The organism is Levilinea saccharolytica (assembly GCF_001306035.1).
GTDB classification, from domain to species: domain Bacteria; phylum Chloroflexota; class Anaerolineae; order Anaerolineales; family Anaerolineaceae; genus Levilinea; species Levilinea saccharolytica.
Genome location: NZ_LGCM01000003.1, coordinates 84,084 through 100,056 on the forward strand (window position 1 = coordinate 84,084; position 15,973 = coordinate 100,056).

The following is a 15,973-nucleotide window of genomic DNA, read 5'->3' on the forward strand; positions in this document are numbered from 1 at the left end:
ATGAAGTGGATCGCTGCCCACCCCTACGGGTTCAGCCTGGCGCTGCTGGCGGTACTGCTGGCGGCGAGTGTGGCGGTGGGCAGCGTTTTTATCTCTCCGACGGTGATGGGCGCGCTGTTCCAGGCCCGCCTGGGGGGGCAGCCGTTGACGGCCGCCCTGCAGCCGATGGACACCATTCTGTTCACTTTGCGCCTGCCGCGGGCTGTGCTGGCCTTGCTGACCGGGGCGGCCCTGGCGGGCAGCGGGGCGGCCTATCAGGGCCTGTTCCGCAACCCGCTGGCCGACCCCTATTTGATCGGCGTGGCTTCGGGGGCCGGGCTGGGGGCGGTGGCGGCCATGAGCGTGCGCTGGCCCTACACCTTTTGGGGGTTGATGGTGATCCCTCTGGCGGCCTTTGCCGGGGCTTTGGTGACGGTGGCGGTGGTGCTGTTCCTGGCCAAGGTGCAGAACAGCCTGCCGGCCTCCAACCTGATCCTGGCGGGGGTGGCGGTCAGTTCTTTTGCCACGGCCCTGACTTCGTTTTGGATGCTGCGCTCCACTGGCGAGGTGCGGCGCGCGCTGGTATGGCTGATGGGGGGCGCCACCCAAAGCGGCTGGCAGCCGGTGGCGGCGGTGCTGCCGTATATCGGCGTTGGGTTGACCGCTCTGGTCCTTTTGGGGCACAGCCTGAACGTGATGCAGTTCGGCGACGAACAGGCGCGCCAGTTGGGCCTGCGGGTGGAACGCGTGCGCGCTCTGGTGATCGCGGCGGCCTCCATGACCACGGCGGCGGCAGTGGCCTTCGCGGGCATCATCGGCTTTGTGGGGCTGATTGTGCCGCATGTGGTGCGGTTGGTGTGGGGCGGAGACTACCGGCGGGTGATCCCGCTGGCGGTGATTAACGGGGCCAGCCTGCTGCTGATGGCGGACATGCTGGCGCGTACGGTGATCGCCCCGCAGGAGATTCCGGTGGGGATCTTGACGGCGATGGCTGGGGCGCCGTTCTTTTTGTGGCTGCTGCGCCGCTCGCGGCAGCAATTTTCCTGGTGAGCGGGTGGAGGCGGCCATGCTGACAGTTGAAGGGTTGAGCGTATCCTACGGAGAAAAAACTGTGCTTCAGCAGGTGGGTTTCCACCTGGCGGCGGGGCAGGTGTTGGCGGTGATCGGCCCCAACGGGGCGGGCAAATCCACCCTGATCCGCGCCCTGAGCGGGGTGCTGCCGGTGAGGGGCGGGGCCGTGCGCCTGGACGGGCGCGATCTGCGCCAGTATTCCGAGGTGGAACGGGCGCGGCGCATTGCCGTGGTGCCCCAGGCGGTGAATTTGCCAGCGGCTTTCACCGTGTGGGAGACGGTGCTTTTGGGGCGCACGCCGCACTTGAATTGGCTGGGGCAGCTGACCGCGAAAGATGAAGACATCGCCCGTTGGGCGCTGGAACGCACGGATACGCAGGCCCTGGCCGGGCGGCCGGTGAACCAGCTATCGGGCGGCGAACAGCAGCGCGTTTTGCTGGCGCGGGCGCTGGCGCAGTCGGCGCCGGTGATGCTTTTGGATGAGCCCACCGCCCACCTGGATTTGCAGTATCAGCTCAGCCTGCTGGAATTGGTGCGCGAGCTGGCCCACCAGGAGAAGCTGGCCGTGCTGGTGGCCCTACACGATTTGAATCTGGTCAGCCGCTACGCGGATAAAGTGGCGCTGCTGGCCGAGGGCAAACTGTGCGCTTTGGGCCGCCCCGGCGAGGTGCTGCAGGCGGATGTGCTGACTCGCGCCTACCGTGTGCCGCTGCAAGTGCTGGCGCTGGGGGGCGGGCTGCCGCCGGTGGTGCTGCCCGCGGGCTGAGCGCGGGATTCTGGTATACTTTGACGTATGCCGATTCACACCCTTTTCTACGATGTGGATAACACCCTCTACCCGCCCGAAAGCGGCGTGTGGGAAGCGATTGCCCAGCGAATTGACCGCTACCTGGGCGAACGCCGCGGCCTGCCCGCAGCGGAGATCCCCGCACGGCGCAGCTATTACTTCAGCACCTACGGCACCACCATGCGCGGGCTGGAGATTGAGGAAAACATTGAGCGGCAGGAATATCTGGATTTTGTTCACGATGTGCCCCTGCGCGATTTGATTCAGCCTAACCCGGCCCTGCGCGGGGTGCTGCTGCGCTACCCGCAGCGCCGCATCATTTTTACCAACGCGGATGAGGCTCACGCCCGGCGGGTTTTGGGGGTCTTGGGGGTGGAAGACTGCTTCGAGAGCATCATTGATGTGAACACCATCGCGCCCTACTGCAAACCGCAGCCGGAGGCCTTTGCTTTGGGCCTGCGCACGGCGGGCAGCCCCGCGCCGGAGACGTGCATCCTCATTGACGACACCCCGGCCAATTTGGAGGCGGCGCGCGAGCTGGGCATGACCGCGGTGGGGGTGGGCGAGGCGGCCAACGGCAGCGCGCCGCATTGGGTGCGGCGCGTGGAAGATTTGCCGCAGGTGCTGGACGGCCTGCTGGGCAGCGGGGAGGGCAAACATGTTTGAGCGCATCACGCCGTTGGGCTGGGTGGTGATTGGGCTGGTGGTGCTTTTCATCATCCTGCTGAATTTAAACCTGGTGGCTTTGGTGCGCGGTCAGCGCACCCCGCGCGCGCCCTTTCAGTTCTTGGGCAAGACCCTGCACACCCTGCGCGACCCGTACCGTAAAAATAACGAAGAAGCAGCCGAGCTGGCGCGGCGCGTGGCTGAGCTGCGGCAGGCGGGGAAAGCCGAAGGCGAGGGGGCAGACCCGCCGGATAACCTTCCACAAACCTGATACAAATCCTAAAACTTTCATCCACTTTTAACCCGATCGTGATAAGCTATTGCATGACCGCGGAACATCCCGCGGCGCATGGAGTAGTGCTTTGGTGAAATCGGTACCCCCGCCGTGCGGCGGGAAGGCCATAGGAGGCAATCTCATGGAACAGGGATCCACAATCATCGAACCCGTACCCGCCGGGACAGCGGGCCAGCAGACCAAAAACCGGACGCTGACCACCTTGATCATGGTCGCAGCGGCCTTCATTTTATTGGTGGGAGCTTTCTCCGGCGGGTTGATCGTCGGCTGGGCTATGCCCGACCGGCAGGCGCAGAGCGACGCCGCCGCGGGGAACCCGTTTGAACTTTTCCAATCCGGCGCAGCCAGCAGCGGGGCCACCCCCAAAGAGCTGGAAACCCTCTTTGCCCCGTTTTGGGAGACGTGGAACCTGGTGCACGATCAATACGTGGACCAGCCGGTGGACGACACCTTGATGATGCGCGGCGCGATCCGCGGCATGTTGGAAGCCCTGGGCGATCCGCACACTTCGTACATGGATCCGCAGGAGTTCGAACAGACCAACGTGTCTTTGCAGGGCGAGTATGAGGGCATCGGCGCGTGGGTGGACATCACCGGCGAGTATCTGAAGATCATCAGCCCCATGCCCGGCAGCCCGGCGGAAAAAGCCGGTTTGAAGCCGGAGGATGTGATCGTCAAGGTGGACGGTGAGGACATGACCGGCGTGAGCGGCGATTTGGTGCTGCAGCGCGTGTTGGGCCCGGCGGGCACGGATGTGACTCTGACGGTGCAGCGCGAAGGCACGCCGGAACCGTTTGACGTCACCATCACCCGTTCGAAGATCAACATGCCCAGCGCCAAGGGCGAGATGCTGGAGGACAACATCGCCTATGTGCAGGTGTTCACCTTCGGCGAGAAGACCATGCCCGAACTGCGCAGCGCGCTGAAAGAACTGCTGCCGCAGAACCCCAAGGGCCTGATTTTGGATCTGCGCGGCAACGGCGGCGGCTATTTGAACACGGCCATTGACCTGCTGTCGGAGTTTATCCCTGGGCGGCAGGTGGTGATGTACGAAGAGTTTGGGGACGGCACCCGCAAAGAATTCAAGACTTCGCGCGGCGGCACGGCCACCGAAATCCCGCTGGTGGTGTTGGTGGACGGCGGCAGCGCCTCGGCTTCGGAGATCGTGGCGGGGGCCGTTCAGGACCTGGGCCGCGGCAAGCTGGTGGGCCAGACCACCTTTGGCAAAGGCTCGGTGCAGAACTGGATCCCCCTGGAGAATAACCAGGGGGCGGTGCGGGTTACGATTGCGCGCTGGCTGACCCCCAACGGACGGCAGATCCACAAGGTGGGGCTGGAGCCGGATGTGGTGGTGGAGCTGACCGAAGAAGATGTGAAAGCGGAACGCGACCCGCAGCTGGATCGGGCGGTTGAAATTCTCTTAGGAAAATGATGATGAACGCGCGGCGGATTCTGTACGGGGTGTTTGTGGCGCTGGTGGCGGTGGGGGCGGCTTTGCTGGGCGCGCTGGGAGGCGGGCTGGCGGTGTACGCAGCCCTGCGCACGCCCGCGGCGGAACAGCCCGCGGTTGCGGTAAACCCGCTGGCGGGCCAGCCCGCGGGGGTTTTGCAGGTGGAAAGCACCCAAATTGAGACGGCCATCACCCGCGCGGTGGATACCGTCGGCCCGGCGGTGGTGACGGTGGTGGGCAAGGCCCCCGATCAGGCCACCATCTTCGGCTGGGTCTCCGGCGGCACGGTGAGCGGCAGCGGGGTGATCCTTTCGGCGGACGGCTATGTGCTCACCAATCATCACGTGGTGGAGAACACCGAGCAGCTTTCGATTGTGCTGGCCGACGGGGAAGAACGCGCCGCGCGGCTGGTGGGGTCGGATGTGTTTTCGGATTTGGCCGTGCTGAAGGCTGAAGGGGAGATGCCCGCGGTGGCGGTTTTGGGCAATTCGGACGGACTGCGCCCCGGCGAGACTGTGATCGCCATCGGCTCGCCGTTGGGCGACTTTAAGAACACGGTCACCTCCGGGGTGATCAGCGCCACGGGCCGCAGCCTGGATACCGGCCAGGGTTATTTGATGGAAGGGCTGATCCAGACGGACGCGGCCATCAACACCGGCAATTCGGGCGGCCCGCTGGTGAACCTGGCCGGTGAGGTGATCGGGATTAACACGCTGATCCTGCGCACGGGCGGGGGCGGCAATATTGTGGAGGGGCTGGGCTTTTCGATCCCTTCCAATATGGCCCAGGCGGTGGCCAGCCAGATCGTGCAGACCGGCGCGGTGGCGCGGCCCACCCTTTCCATCCGCTACCAGCCCATCACGCCTGACCTGGCGCGGCGCTACAACCTTCCGGTGCAGTGGGGGGTGTACGTGTCGCAGGTGCGCTCGGGGAGCGCGGCAGCAGCGGCCGGCATTCAGTCCGGCGACATCCTCACCCATATCGGCGGCACGGCGATTGACGGCAGCCATCCCTTTGTGAATGTGCTGTATTCGTTTGCGCCGGAGCAGACGGTGGAGGTGCGCCTGGTGCGCGGGCAGGAGGCGCTGAGCGTGCAGGTGGTGTTGGAAAAGGAATATTAGGCGGGCGGAAACAAGGGGCGGTCGATGAAACGACGCGCCTTGCCCACTCATTTGTCATCGCGAGGGCGGCGGTTTTTCTGCCCGCGGCGATCTCTACCCCTGGCTGGAAGATCGCGATAACATCAAAAAGGAGGTGCGTTCGATGAATGTGAACGCACCCGTCCAGGTGTCATTGTGAGACCAGACGGGTTTCCGGGTCGAAGCAATCTCTACCTTGAGGGAGAGATCGCCGCGCCGTCAAAGTTCGGCGGCAGGTTACCGGTTTTTGGTGGTCGCGATGACATGGGGGGCAGGGCCATGCGGTGCGTTCGAAGAAACAGGGCATTTCCCCGGCCCCTCTTTGCGCCCTTGGTGTCTCCGCGGTTCAAAGACACGTTTTTTACCGCCAAGGCGCGAAGGACGCCAAGAAAGCGAATCAAAGAACCCCTGGTATTCCGGTGCGTTCGATGAAGCTGAACTCACCTGTCCGGGTGTCCTTGCGAGACCAGACGGATTTCCGGGTCGAAGCAATCTCTACCCTGAGGGATGAGATCGCCGCGCCCTCGCAGCGCGAGTATACCCTCAATGCTTGAAAGGGTACCTTCCCCGGTAGTTGTTGAGTCTGATCATAGTGATCAATCTTGCCCCGCAACAACAGCTCTGGACTACTTAGACTTGAGCTGAGTTGCTGACCTTCTGAAACAATAGGGTTTGGGGGTGCGGCTTGATTTTTTTTCAGTTTTAAATAGGACAGGGCGCCATAACTCAAAAGTAGTGTACCGACCAGAAAAAAAGAAAACCAGCTTGTTTTCGTCATCACTGTTATTTAAGCACGTTGCCAAAAGAAATGCTACTTGGATTGCTTCCTATATGGAAATAGCAGGTCAGAAATATTATATAAACCATCTTGAATTTTATCTGGGTCTTTGAGCAATTTTTCTTCAAAATCTTCCAGGTGACTGGCCCACATTGTCTCAAAAGCAGGGAAGTTTTCTTCTTGGCCCCATCTCTGTTCAAAGGCAACTTTGTTAAGTGGGAACTTTGTTAAGTATTCTTCGGAGTTAATGGTGAAAAACCCTGCTTTTTGGTCAAAAAAATTACGAGTTATAACATCATATGAACTAAAACCGGTGGTGTAGGGGCCCTCATGAATGTAGATTGCTTGATTCATAAAAGCGGTGATTTTGCTAACCAAGAGTCGATTAGTCAGCGGATTTTTGAGCACGGTCAAACCATCTAGAGTTTCATAAGAAATTTTTTTTCCTTCATGAATTTTTAAATTTTCTGGATCAAAATAAAAAGTCACGAAGCGTTTATTAAACTTGCTAGTGTCCACGCTGAAATTGTTTCTTTTTGCAGTATTTTCTGCATTTACTTTTTGGGTTGCTATATCTCTATCCATCTCAGCCATCCAAGCCTCTTCTCCTCCAAAAAGATCTTTGAGCATGCCCTCGCGACCTTCTTCGGAAACGACGTCGTAGCTCTTTCCCCAGGGAATGATTTCTCCATTTTGGTTGCGCATGGCCTCGAGTGTTTTCCAACTGCCGTCAAAATACTCCAAGTTGCCATCGGCCTTGATCACTGCCTCATAAACTCCGCTTTTGCTGCGGTCAAAACGGCCCTCGATCAATTTTTTTTGTTCGGCCACAGGCAATTTGGCTTCGGCTTCAACCAAAGCGCGTTCAAATTCATTTTTTTGTTCAGGACTTAAATCTTTTGGATAGCTGATTTTGCCTGCTAGGTAAGCGTCCACCACTCTGCCCCAAACGCCCGCGCTGTTCAGCTTTTCAGCTTGATCTGGCGTGACCCATTGATAAGTCGCATCGACCACCTTCTTGACTTGGCCAAGTTCATCGGTCGCAGCCGCATAAACACCCGCTTGATCAAAAACCAATTTACCGTTAATTACCCCAGAGCCGGGCACAGTTACAAACATACCGCGATCTTTGCCAGTGTCGACAATGGCCACTTCATTCGCCTTGCCCCAAGGACTGTCCACTGTCAGCATTAAATATGCCGCCCCATCTGGAGTCAAGCCGACTCTGAAGGCGCGCGGATCGAGCACGCGCTGTTCTGGATTTTCTGGGTTGTTCAGGCTTTGCGCAAACAGGGCGGAGGCGGCCTCAATGCGCTGCGCATCCCCAAAGGACACCTGCTGGAAAACATTCGCTTCGGCCAGGGCTTGTTCCAGTCCGTCCGCGATGGCGGCCTGCAGTTGGCGGTAAGCTTCCACGGCGGCCGCATCGGCAGCCTGGGCCGCCAGGGTCTCCGGCTGGGGCAGGCTCACGCTCGGTGTTCCCGTGCTGGGGGCGCAGGCGGCCAGCAGCCCGGCGCAGGCGGTCAGCGCCAGGAGGATCCGGCGAAAAATGGATGCTTTGTGTGATTTCATGGGGCTTGCGGGGGTATGCGAAATGGCACGGTTCATGGTTTTCCTCCCTGGGGGTGCGTATGGGGTTGGCTTAAGCTTGATTGTACCGCATGTCTTCTCCGGCGGGGTGCGGTCCAGGTGTCATTGTGAGACCAGACGGGTTTCCGGGTCGAAGCAATCTCTACCTTGAGGGAGAGATCGCCGCGCCGTCAAAGTTCGGCGGCAGGCCACCGGTTTTTGGTGGTCGCGATGACATGGGGGGCAGGGCCATGCGGTGCGTTCGAAGAAACAGGGCATTTCCCCGGCCCCTCTTTGCGTCCTTGGCGTCTCCGCGGTTCAAAGACACGTTTTTTACCGCCAAGGCGCGAAGGACGCCAAGAAAGCGAATCAAAGAACCCCTGGTATTCCGGTGCGTTCGATGAAGCTGAACGCACCCTACCGCGGGCCTGTGGAGCGCCTGTTGACAGGGGGTGACCCTTGGGGGCGTTAAAGAAATTCCCCTCTCTGCTTGATCCCAGAGAGGGGAATTGCGTTTTTTTGGGAGCTGCGGCTTACTTCACTTTGATGCTGATGGATTTGGGCTTGACCGCCTCGGCTTTGGGCAAGCGAATGGTGAGAATGCCGTCGGCAAAATCGGCATGCGCCTTTTCCGTTTGCACTTCCGTGGGCAGTTGCATCATGCGTTCAAAGCTGCCGAAGCGCCGTTCGCGAATGAGGTAATTGCGGTTCTTGCTCTCATCTTCATTCTTAAACTCACCTTTGATGGTGAGCACGTCGGCGGTGACTGAAATCTGCACATCCTCCGGCTTGAGCCCAGGCAGCACAGCCTTTACAGTGATTTCATCATCATCCTCAGACAGGTCAATCAGGGGCATAGCGGAGAGATCACGCATGCTGACAGGCCGAGTGAAGGCATCGTCAAACAGCCGATCCATGGCTTCTCTCAGAGACATCATTTCGTGCATTGGCTCCCAACGGGTTAGATTGGACATCGTGAACCTCCTTTCAAAAAATAATAGGATTGAACTGTGCTTAATATACACGGCTGTCATTAGAAGAATGTCAGAGGATTGTTAGAAAAGCATCAAAAAGGATTGGGGTGAGCCCTGCGCACGGGGGCCGGGCAAAGCGCGCGGCTTTTCCGGTATAATGCGGGTATGCGCAAATTCTTGATGGCCGTGCTCCTGCTGCTGGGACTGGTGTTCATTTTGACCTACTTCGCTGAAATGCAGGAAGTCTGGCGCATCCTGCGCACCGGTTACTGGTGGTACGTCGCCCTGGCGGCGCTGGTGGAAGCAGCCTGGATGTTAAATCTGAGCGCCAGTTACCAGTCGGTCTACCGCATTGTGGGCCTGGACGAAAGCTACCGCCGCCTGATTTACCTTTCCAGCGCGGCTTTTTTCGTGAATGTGGTCACCCCGGCTTCGGGCGGGGTTCCGGCCATCGCCCTCTTTTTGGCAGACGCGGGTAAGCGCGGCCATTCGCGCGGGCGGGTGATGGCGGCCTACGCGCTGAATCTGCTGTTTGAATACACCGGCCTGCTGGTGGTGGTGACGCTGGGACTGGCGGTTTTGGCGCGGCGCAACCATCTGGAATGGTCGGAGGTGGGGGCTTCGCTGGTGCTGTTGGTGGTGGCGCTGGGGCTGACCGGCCTGCTGTATTTGGGGATGAAATCCGCCGACACGCTGGCGCGGGTGTTGGCCTGGGCGGCGCGCGGGGTGAACTACGCGGCGCGGCCCTTCAGCCGCAAGCGCCCTTTTGTGGAAGAAAGCCGCGCTTACACCTTTGCGCATGAGATCGCCGAGGGCATTCAGGCCCTGCGCGGTGAGCCGCGCCTGCTGGTCCGCCCGCTGCTGCTGGCCCTCAGCAACAAGGCCCTGCACCTGTCCATTCTGACGCTGATGTTCCTGGCCTTTGATGTGCCTTTCACGGCGGGGACCATCTTCGGCAGCTTCGGCATCGGCTATCTGTTCGTGATTGTTTCGCCCACCCCGGCGGGCATTGGGATTGTGGAAGGCGTGCTGGTGCTGGTGCTGAAAACCCTGCTGGTGCCGCTGGACGCCGCCACCATCATCACCCTCAGCTACCGCGGGGTGACCTTTTGGCTGCCGCTGCTGGTGGGCATGATCAGCTTTCGGGTGGGCCACCGCCTGGATGATGGGCCGGTGGGTGAGTCTTAAGGAAGTCTGCGGCGCGAGAAAGGATGAGTTTTGGCCGATCTGCGTCGGTTAATTGACAGTTTCCCTTTGGGGGGGTATAATCTCGTTTTGCTGAAATTTACCTAGGGAGAGTGGTGCTATGGATGTAAGTATGAACGAGACCAACGAGACGGCTGAAGTGAAACTGAAAACGCACTTCACCGGAACGGTGGCAAAAGTCAGCCTGGCGGGGGCGCTGATTGATATTGGCGTTGGCCAGCCGGCTGTGATTCACATTTCGCAGATTGAAGCCCCCGAAGGCGTCACCCTGCACCGCGTGGAGGATATCCTCCAGGTTGGGCAGCAGGTGGACGTGTGGGTGCGCAAGGTCAAGGATGATCACATCGAATTGACCATGATCAAGCCCCTGGATCTCGAATGGCGCGAGATCAAGAAGGGCATGTCGGTGCACGGCACGGTGGTGCGCCTGGAGAAGTTCGGCGCGTTTGTGGAAATCGGCGCGGAACGCCCGGGTCTGGTGCACATCAGCGAAATGGCCCACGGCTACGTGCGCGAGCCTTCGGATGTGGTCAAAGAGGGCGACGAAATTGACGCCGAGGTCTTGGAAGTCAACCGCCGCAAGAAGCAGATTAAGCTTTCCATGAAAGCTCTGCAGCCCGAACCCGAACCCGAACCCGAACCGGCACGCCCGGCTTCGCAGTCGCGCGAACGGTTTGCCAGCGCTTCGGCCGCCGCGGCTGGCGCTCAGACTGCGCGCCGCCCCAAGAAGGCCCGCAAGCAGCGCGATTCGGAAAATGCCGAATTTAATCTGAATATCGAAGAACCGCAGCCCACCGAAAGCGACCCGACGGCTCTGGAATATGCTTTCCGCGAAGCCATGGAACGCGCCAAGCAGAAACGCCAGGAAAAAGGGCGCAAGGGCAAGAACGTGACGCAGGAACAGATGGATATCCTTTCGCGCACGTTGGACGGCAAAGCGCGCCAGGACTAAATCTGGCTCGTTTGGATGTTGTGGATCTGTTCTACACCACCAAGTCTCTCCTGGGCAAAGCGTAAAATTTCGACCTGAACGCCTTTCAGGAAGAAATCACTGGGTTTCAGCGAAAACGTTGTTCTTTTTGAATTGAACACATTGCAGCCGGCCTGGTACAAAGGGAACGCTGGTATCAGGCCGGTTTGATAGGTGATGTTGACGCGTATGGTTGAACCGTTGGAACATCCAATGTGGTTTAAACAATAACGCCGAACCACTCAGCGGGGAGGTGCCGTAAAACGGCCCTCCCTGCTTCTTTTTTAGCCCTATAAACGGCGGTGCTGCGGGCGATGAGCCGGCAAAGGAGTGTGAGGGATGACAACGAAATACATCTTTTTCACGGGCGGTGTGGTCAGCTCGGTGGGCAAGGGGGTTACGGCGGCGGCTTTGGGACGCGCCCTGAAGGAGCGCGGCTTCAAGGTGGCCGTGCAAAAGCTGGACCCCTACATCAATGTGGACCCGGGCACGATGAGCCCCTACCAGCACGGTGAAGTCTTCGTGTTGGATGACGGCGCTGAGACCGACCTGGATTTGGGCCACTATGAGCGCTTCATTGACATCCGCCTGAGCCGGGTGTGCAATATCACCACCGGACAGGTGTACGCTGAGGTGATTGGCAAGGAGCGCAAAGGCGATTATCTGGGCGGCACCATTCAGGTGATCCCGCACATCACCAACGAAATCAAGCGGCGCATTGGGCTGGTGGCCAAAGCCACCAACGCCGAAATCGTGTTGGTGGAGGTGGGCGGCACGGTGGGCGACATCGAATCGCTGCCCTTCCTGGAGGCGCTGCGCCAACTGCGCACCGATTTGGGGCGCGACAACACTTTTTATGTGCACGTCACCTGGCTGCCCTACATCGCCGCCACGGCTGAGCTGAAAACCAAGCCCACGCAGCACTCGGTGCGCGAACTGCGCTCCATCGGTATTTCGCCGGATATGATCGTGGCCCGCTCGGATCATCCTGTGGATGCCAGCCTGCGCGAAAAGATGGCCCTGTTCTGCGACGTGGACAAACGGGCGGTGATCCCCATGGTGACGGCGGAAGTGCTGTATGAAGTTCCCCTGCTGATCGAAGCCGAGGGTATGGCCGATTACATCCTGGAGCGCATGGGGCTGACGGCGCGCGCCCGGCCGGATTGGAGCGAATGGCGCTGGCTGGTGAATGAGGTGCGGCGCGAAAAGCCCAGCGTGCGGGTGGCGCTGGTGGGTAAGTATGTGGAACTGCACGACGCCTACATCAGCGTGCGCGAGGCGCTCAAGCACGCCGCCCTGCACCTGGGGGTGGAGCTGGATTTACAGTGGGTACATTCCGCCGACCTGGAGAAGGGGCGCTCCTGGGATGTGCTGGAAAGCGTTTCGGGGGTTCTGGTTCCGGGGGGCTTTGGCAGCCGCGGCATTGAGGGCAAAATTCAGGCGGCCCATTACGCCCGCACCCATCAGGTGCCCTATTTTGGGCTGTGCCTGGGTATGCAGCTGATGGTGACCGAATTTGCGCGCGAGATTTTGGGCAGCGACCAGGCCAACTCCACAGAGTTTGACCGCGCCACGCCCCATCCGGTGATTGATCTGATGCCCGATCAGCGCACCATCAGCGATATGGGCGGCACCATGCGCCTGGGGCTGTACCCCTGCGAGCTGCAGCCGGGGACGATTGCGGCGGCCGCTTACCAGGAGACTCAGGTGGAAGAACGCCACCGCCACCGCTTTGAGTTTAATAACGCCTACCGCGAAGCGTTTGCGGCTAAGGGCATGCGCTTTTCGGGGCTGTCGCCGGATGGGCGCCTGGTGGAAATTGTGGAACTGGCCGACCATCCCTTCATGCTGGCCACGCAGTTCCACCCCGAATTTCTGTCGCGCCCCAACCGCCCGCACCCGCTGTTTCTGGCCTTCATCCGCGCGGCCTGCGACCGGGCCGGCATTCCCTACCGGGCGTGAGACTCGGCGAACCTGGGAAAATGGTTTATACTACTAGGGTAACGATTCTGGCATTCAATCGCTGGCAACAGCGAACAAAACGTAGAGAGGGTAACGATGGATACAATCATTGAATCAGTAATTGCACAAGAAATTCTGGATTCCCGCGGCAATCCGACCGTGGAAGTGGAAGTCATCCTGGCGGACGGCAGCTGGGGGCGGGCGGCCGTGCCTTCGGGGGCGTCCACGGGCATTTATGAGGCCCTGGAACTGCGCGACGGTGACAAAGGCCGTTACCTGGGCAAGGGTGTACTGAAGGCCGTGGAAAATGTCAATTCCACCCTGGCCGAAGGCATCATCGGCATGGATGCCGTGGATCAGATGGCCATTGACATGACCATGCTGGAGCTGGACGGCACCCAGAACAAAGAGAAGATGGGCGCCAACGCCATTTTGGGCACCAGCCTGGCGGTGGCCAAGGCGGCGGCGGCCTGCCTGGGCCTGCCCCTCTACCGCTATATCGGCGGCGTGTACGCGCATGTGCTGCCTGTCCCGATGATGAACATCCTCAACGGCGGCGCGCACACTGCCTGGCAGTCTACCGACGCGCAGGAATTCATGGTCATGCCGCTGGGCGCGACCTCCTTCGCCGAAGGCGTGCGCTGGGGCGCGGAAATTTACCACGCGCTCAAGGGCGTATTGAAAGCCCGCGGCTATGCCACCCTGGTGGGCGATGAGGGCGGTTACGCCCCGGCCCTGAAGGCCAATGTGGAAGCGGTGGAAGTGATTTTGGAAGCCATCGTCAAAGCTGGCTACAAACCCGGCGAACAGGTGTGCATTGCCCTTGACCCGGCCGCCTCGGAACTGTATGACGAAGAAAGCAAACGCTATAACCTGCGCAAGGAAGGCAAGATGCTGACCGGCGAGGAGATGGTGGCGTTCTGGCAGAATTGGGTCACCCAATTCCCGATCGTGTCCATTGAAGACGGCCTGGCCCAGGACGACTGGGACAGCTGGAAACTGATGACCGCCGAACTGGGCAGCAAGATCCAAATCGTGGGCGACGACCTGCTGGTGACCAACCCGGAACGCGTCCGCCGCGGTATCCGCGAAAAAGCCTGCAACGCGCTGCTGGTCAAATTGAACCAGATCGGCTCGCTGACCGAGACCATCGAGGCTGTGGAAACCTGCCACCGGGCTGGCTGGCGGGCGGTCACCTCGCACCGCTCGGGCGAGACCGAAGATTCGACCATCGCCGACCTGGCCGTGGCCCTGAACATGGGTCAGATCAAGACCGGCGCCCCGGCGCGCTCGGACCGCGTGGCCAAGTACAATCAGCTGCTGCGCATCGAAGCCGAATTGGGCGACACGGCGCGCTATGCGGGTTGGGACGCGTTGAAGCGCTAGAGCAACTTGAGAAAAAGGAAAGCTGGCGGGGTTTCCCGCCAGCTTTTTCTCCAACTGAAAATGTCCGTATGTACGTACATACGAAAGCAATAATTTTTGCTTGACATTTGCAAACGCAGGTATTATCATAAGTACGAAGCTGTTCGCTTTGCCGTTTTCCCTGACTCGCGTTTTACCTTGCCAACCCCATCCTTCGCTGTGCAGGAAAGCCGCCGTGTGTCCCATTTCGGAAGCTGAAATTCAGGAAATTGTCCGCCGGGTGGTCGCCCAGAATATGGGGGCTGTGCCCGCGGCTGTCCCACAACCCAGCGCCAAACCCGCGGTGGGGCGCAGCGTGGTGGCCATTGGGGCCGACCACGGGGGGGTTGACCTGAAGGATGTGCTGAAAAAAGACCTGGCGGAACTGGGGTATGAAGTCATTGACGTGGGCACCCAGGGCAAAGACGCGGTGGATTACCCCGATTTTGCCGCCGAAGTGGCGCGCCTGGTGAGCACGGGCAAGGCCTGGCGCGGGGTGATGATTGACGGGGCTGGGATTGGCAGCTGCATGGTGGCCAATAAGGTCCCGGGGGTGCGCGCCGCGATGTGCTATGACGACGCCAGCGCCGTGAACAGCCGCGAACACAATGACGCCAATGTGCTCACCCTGGGGGTGGGTTTGATCGGGGTCAATTTGGCCCGGCGCATTTTGAAAATTTGGCTGGCGACAGATTTTGGCGGCGGACGGCACGCCGGACGCGTGAACAAGATCATCGCTGTGGAAAAGCAATACTTTAAGTGAGAGGGCTGCCTGGATGAATCCGGATCCAAAAACGATTGAGACCCTGGTTGAAATCATCACCCGCGAGGTGCTGGTGGCCATTGCCGAAAACCAGCAGAAGGGCGCACTGCCCGAAGGGGCCAGCTGCTGCACGATGGACTGCTCGGCCGGCATCTGCGTGCGCACCTGCTTTGACAAAGCCGGGCATGTGGTCAGCGCGGGGGCTGAGCGCCTCAGCTCCACCGTGGGCATCATCCCCCAGGATCAGAGCCTGGCGAAGATGATTGACCACACCCTGCTTAAGCCCGATGCGACCCCCGACCAGATCGGTCAGCTGTGCTTTGAGGCGCGCAAGCACGGCTTTGCCTCGGTGTGTGTGAACCCCACCTGGGTTAAGCTGTGCGCCGAGCTGCTGCGCGGGACGAGCGTCAAGGTGTGCACGGTGATCGGCTTTCCCCTGGGGGCTACCCCGCCGGAAGTGAAGGCCTTTGAAACCCAAAATGCGTTGGATCACGGCGCGACCGAAATTGATATGGTGATCAACATCGGCGCGGTCAAAGCACGCGATTTGGAGCTGGTGGCCAAGGATATCCGCGGGGTGGTGCAGACCGCCCATGCGCGCGGGGCTTTGGTGAAGGTCATTTTGGAAACCTGTTTGCTGAATGACGAAGAGAAAGTGCTGGCCTCGCTGCTTTCCAAAGAAGCGGGGGCCGATTTCGTGAAGACTTCCACCGGCTTCTCCACCGGCGGGGCCACCGTGCATGATATTGAATTGATGCGCAAGGCGGTGGGGCCGAATGTGGGGGTGAAAGCCTCCGGCGGCATTCGCACCACGCAGGACGCCGAAGCGATGGTGAAGGCGGGCGCCACCCGAATTGGGGCCAGCGCCAGTGTGAAAATTGTGCAGGCGGGCGGAGCTGGCGAAGCCGAAAAACCGGCGGCGGCCCCGGCGGCTGGTAAAAGTTACTAGAACTCTGGAGG

The 15,973-nt window shown here is 60.2% G+C and carries 15 protein-coding genes; 12 read left to right on the top strand and 3 right to left on the bottom strand.

The window, feature by feature from the left end:
* From ADN01_RS01155 to ADN01_RS01180, 6 genes are all read left to right on the top strand, one after another.
* The gene (locus ADN01_RS01155; RefSeq protein WP_062419415.1) at window positions 1-1,029 is read left to right on the top strand and encodes a FecCD family ABC transporter permease; all 1,029 of its coding nucleotides are present in this window, start codon (window positions 1-3) and stop codon (window positions 1,027-1,029) included.
* 16 nt (window positions 1,030-1,045) lie between these two features.
* On the top strand, window positions 1,046-1,816 hold the full coding sequence (locus tag ADN01_RS01160; protein ID WP_062419414.1) for a heme ABC transporter ATP-binding protein: 771 nt from the start codon (window positions 1,046-1,048) through the stop codon (window positions 1,814-1,816).
* Window positions 1,817-1,843: 27 nt separating this feature from the next.
* On the top strand, window positions 1,844-2,503 hold the full coding sequence (locus ADN01_RS01165) for a pyrimidine 5'-nucleotidase (protein WP_062419413.1): 660 nt from the start codon (window positions 1,844-1,846) through the stop codon (window positions 2,501-2,503).
* Window positions 2,496-2,774 (top strand): hypothetical protein, encoded by a 279-nt coding sequence (locus tag ADN01_RS01170; RefSeq protein WP_062419412.1) that lies wholly within the window; start codon window positions 2,496-2,498, stop codon window positions 2,772-2,774. The genes ADN01_RS01165 and ADN01_RS01170 overlap by 8 nt, the downstream gene beginning before the upstream one ends.
* 145 nt (window positions 2,775-2,919) lie before the next feature.
* On the top strand, window positions 2,920-4,230 hold the full coding sequence (locus ADN01_RS01175; RefSeq protein ID WP_062419411.1) for a S41 family peptidase: 1,311 nt from the start codon (window positions 2,920-2,922) through the stop codon (window positions 4,228-4,230).
* A complete protein-coding gene (locus tag ADN01_RS01180) occupies window positions 4,227-5,369 on the top strand; it encodes a S1C family serine protease (RefSeq protein WP_113918789.1) in 1,143 nt (380 codons plus the stop codon). Before ADN01_RS01175 ends, ADN01_RS01180 begins: the two co-directional genes overlap by 4 nt.
* A 415-nt stretch (window positions 5,370-5,784) precedes the next feature.
* On the opposite strand, the gene ADN01_RS18990 is transcribed toward ADN01_RS01180, so the two are convergent.
* The 3 genes from ADN01_RS18990 to ADN01_RS01190 all read right to left on the bottom strand — a co-directional run bounded on the left by ADN01_RS18990 (window position 5,785) and on the right by ADN01_RS01190 (window position 8,708).
* Window positions 5,785-6,165, bottom strand: coding sequence for a hypothetical protein (locus ADN01_RS18990; RefSeq protein ID WP_147238915.1), 381 nt, complete (start codon window positions 6,163-6,165; stop codon window positions 5,785-5,787).
* Window positions 6,166-6,198: 33 nt separating this feature from the next.
* On the bottom strand, window positions 6,199-7,773 hold the full coding sequence (locus ADN01_RS01185; RefSeq protein ID WP_062419409.1) for a hypothetical protein: 1,575 nt from the start codon (window positions 7,771-7,773) through the stop codon (window positions 6,199-6,201).
* A 494-nt stretch (window positions 7,774-8,267) separates the two neighbouring features.
* On the bottom strand, window positions 8,268-8,708 hold the full coding sequence (locus ADN01_RS01190; protein WP_075070851.1) for an Hsp20/alpha crystallin family protein: 441 nt from the start codon (window positions 8,706-8,708) through the stop codon (window positions 8,268-8,270).
* Between the two features lie 165 nt (window positions 8,709-8,873).
* On the opposite strand from ADN01_RS01190, the gene ADN01_RS01195 reads away from it, so the two are divergent.
* The 6 genes from ADN01_RS01195 (at window position 8,874) to deoC (ending at window position 15,962) form a co-directional block, all read left to right on the top strand.
* Window positions 8,874-9,896 (top strand): lysylphosphatidylglycerol synthase transmembrane domain-containing protein, encoded by a 1,023-nt coding sequence (locus tag ADN01_RS01195; RefSeq protein WP_062419407.1) that lies wholly within the window; start codon window positions 8,874-8,876, stop codon window positions 9,894-9,896.
* A 130-nt stretch (window positions 9,897-10,026) separates the two neighbouring features.
* A complete protein-coding gene (locus ADN01_RS01200; protein ID WP_062419406.1) occupies window positions 10,027-10,866 on the top strand; it encodes a S1 RNA-binding domain-containing protein in 840 nt (279 codons plus the stop codon).
* 357 nt (window positions 10,867-11,223) lie between these two features.
* Window positions 11,224-12,846 carry a CTP synthase gene (locus ADN01_RS01205; RefSeq protein WP_062419405.1) on the top strand — a complete coding sequence of 541 codons (1,623 nt, stop codon included), beginning with the start codon at window positions 11,224-11,226 and terminating at the stop codon, window positions 12,844-12,846.
* A gap of 96 nt (window positions 12,847-12,942) precedes the next feature.
* Window positions 12,943-14,232 carry a phosphopyruvate hydratase gene (gene eno / locus ADN01_RS01210; protein WP_062419404.1) on the top strand — a complete coding sequence of 430 codons (1,290 nt, stop codon included), beginning with the start codon at window positions 12,943-12,945 and terminating at the stop codon, window positions 14,230-14,232.
* A 214-nt stretch (window positions 14,233-14,446) separates the two neighbouring features.
* Complete coding sequence (rpiB, locus tag ADN01_RS01215; RefSeq protein WP_201778607.1) at window positions 14,447-15,013, top strand: ribose 5-phosphate isomerase B; 567 nt, start codon at window positions 14,447-14,449, stop codon at window positions 15,011-15,013.
* 259 nt (window positions 15,014-15,272) lie between these two features.
* Window positions 15,273-15,962 carry a deoxyribose-phosphate aldolase gene (gene deoC, locus ADN01_RS01220; RefSeq protein ID WP_062419424.1) on the top strand — a complete coding sequence of 230 codons (690 nt, stop codon included), beginning with the start codon at window positions 15,273-15,275 and terminating at the stop codon, window positions 15,960-15,962.
* Window positions 15,963-15,973: the final 11 nt, after the last annotated feature.

Bases quoted from the DNA above. Each gene is read 5' to 3' on its own strand.
- ADN01_RS01175 (WP_062419411.1), top strand. From the start codon at position 2,920: ATGGAACAGGGATCCACAATCATCGAACCCGTACCCGCCGGGACAGCG.
- deoC (WP_062419424.1), top strand. From the start codon at position 15,273: ATGATTGACCACACCCTGCTTAAGCCCGATGCGACCCCCGACCAGATC.
- ADN01_RS01195 (WP_062419407.1), top strand. From the start codon at position 8,874: ATGCGCAAATTCTTGATGGCCGTGCTCCTGCTGCTGGGACTGGTGTTC.
- ADN01_RS01160 (WP_062419414.1), top strand. From the start codon at position 1,046: ATGCTGACAGTTGAAGGGTTGAGCGTATCCTACGGAGAAAAAACTGTG.
- ADN01_RS01190 (WP_075070851.1), bottom strand. From the start codon at position 8,708: ATGTCCAATCTAACCCGTTGGGAGCCAATGCACGAAATGATGTCTCTG.
- ADN01_RS01155 (WP_062419415.1), top strand. From the start codon at position 1: ATGAAGTGGATCGCTGCCCACCCCTACGGGTTCAGCCTGGCGCTGCTG.
- ADN01_RS01165 (WP_062419413.1), top strand. From the start codon at position 1,844: ATGCCGATTCACACCCTTTTCTACGATGTGGATAACACCCTCTACCCG.
- ADN01_RS01205 (WP_062419405.1), top strand. From the start codon at position 11,224: ATGACAACGAAATACATCTTTTTCACGGGCGGTGTGGTCAGCTCGGTG.
- ADN01_RS01200 (WP_062419406.1), top strand. From the start codon at position 10,027: ATGAACGAGACCAACGAGACGGCTGAAGTGAAACTGAAAACGCACTTC.
- ADN01_RS01185 (WP_062419409.1), bottom strand. From the start codon at position 7,773: ATGAACCGTGCCATTTCGCATACCCCCGCAAGCCCCATGAAATCACAC.
- eno (WP_062419404.1), top strand. From the start codon at position 12,943: ATGGATACAATCATTGAATCAGTAATTGCACAAGAAATTCTGGATTCC.
- ADN01_RS18990 (WP_147238915.1), bottom strand. From the start codon at position 6,165: ATGACGAAAACAAGCTGGTTTTCTTTTTTTCTGGTCGGTACACTACTT.
- ADN01_RS01170 (WP_062419412.1), top strand. From the start codon at position 2,496: ATGTTTGAGCGCATCACGCCGTTGGGCTGGGTGGTGATTGGGCTGGTG.
- ADN01_RS01180 (WP_113918789.1), top strand. From the start codon at position 4,227: ATGATGATGAACGCGCGGCGGATTCTGTACGGGGTGTTTGTGGCGCTG.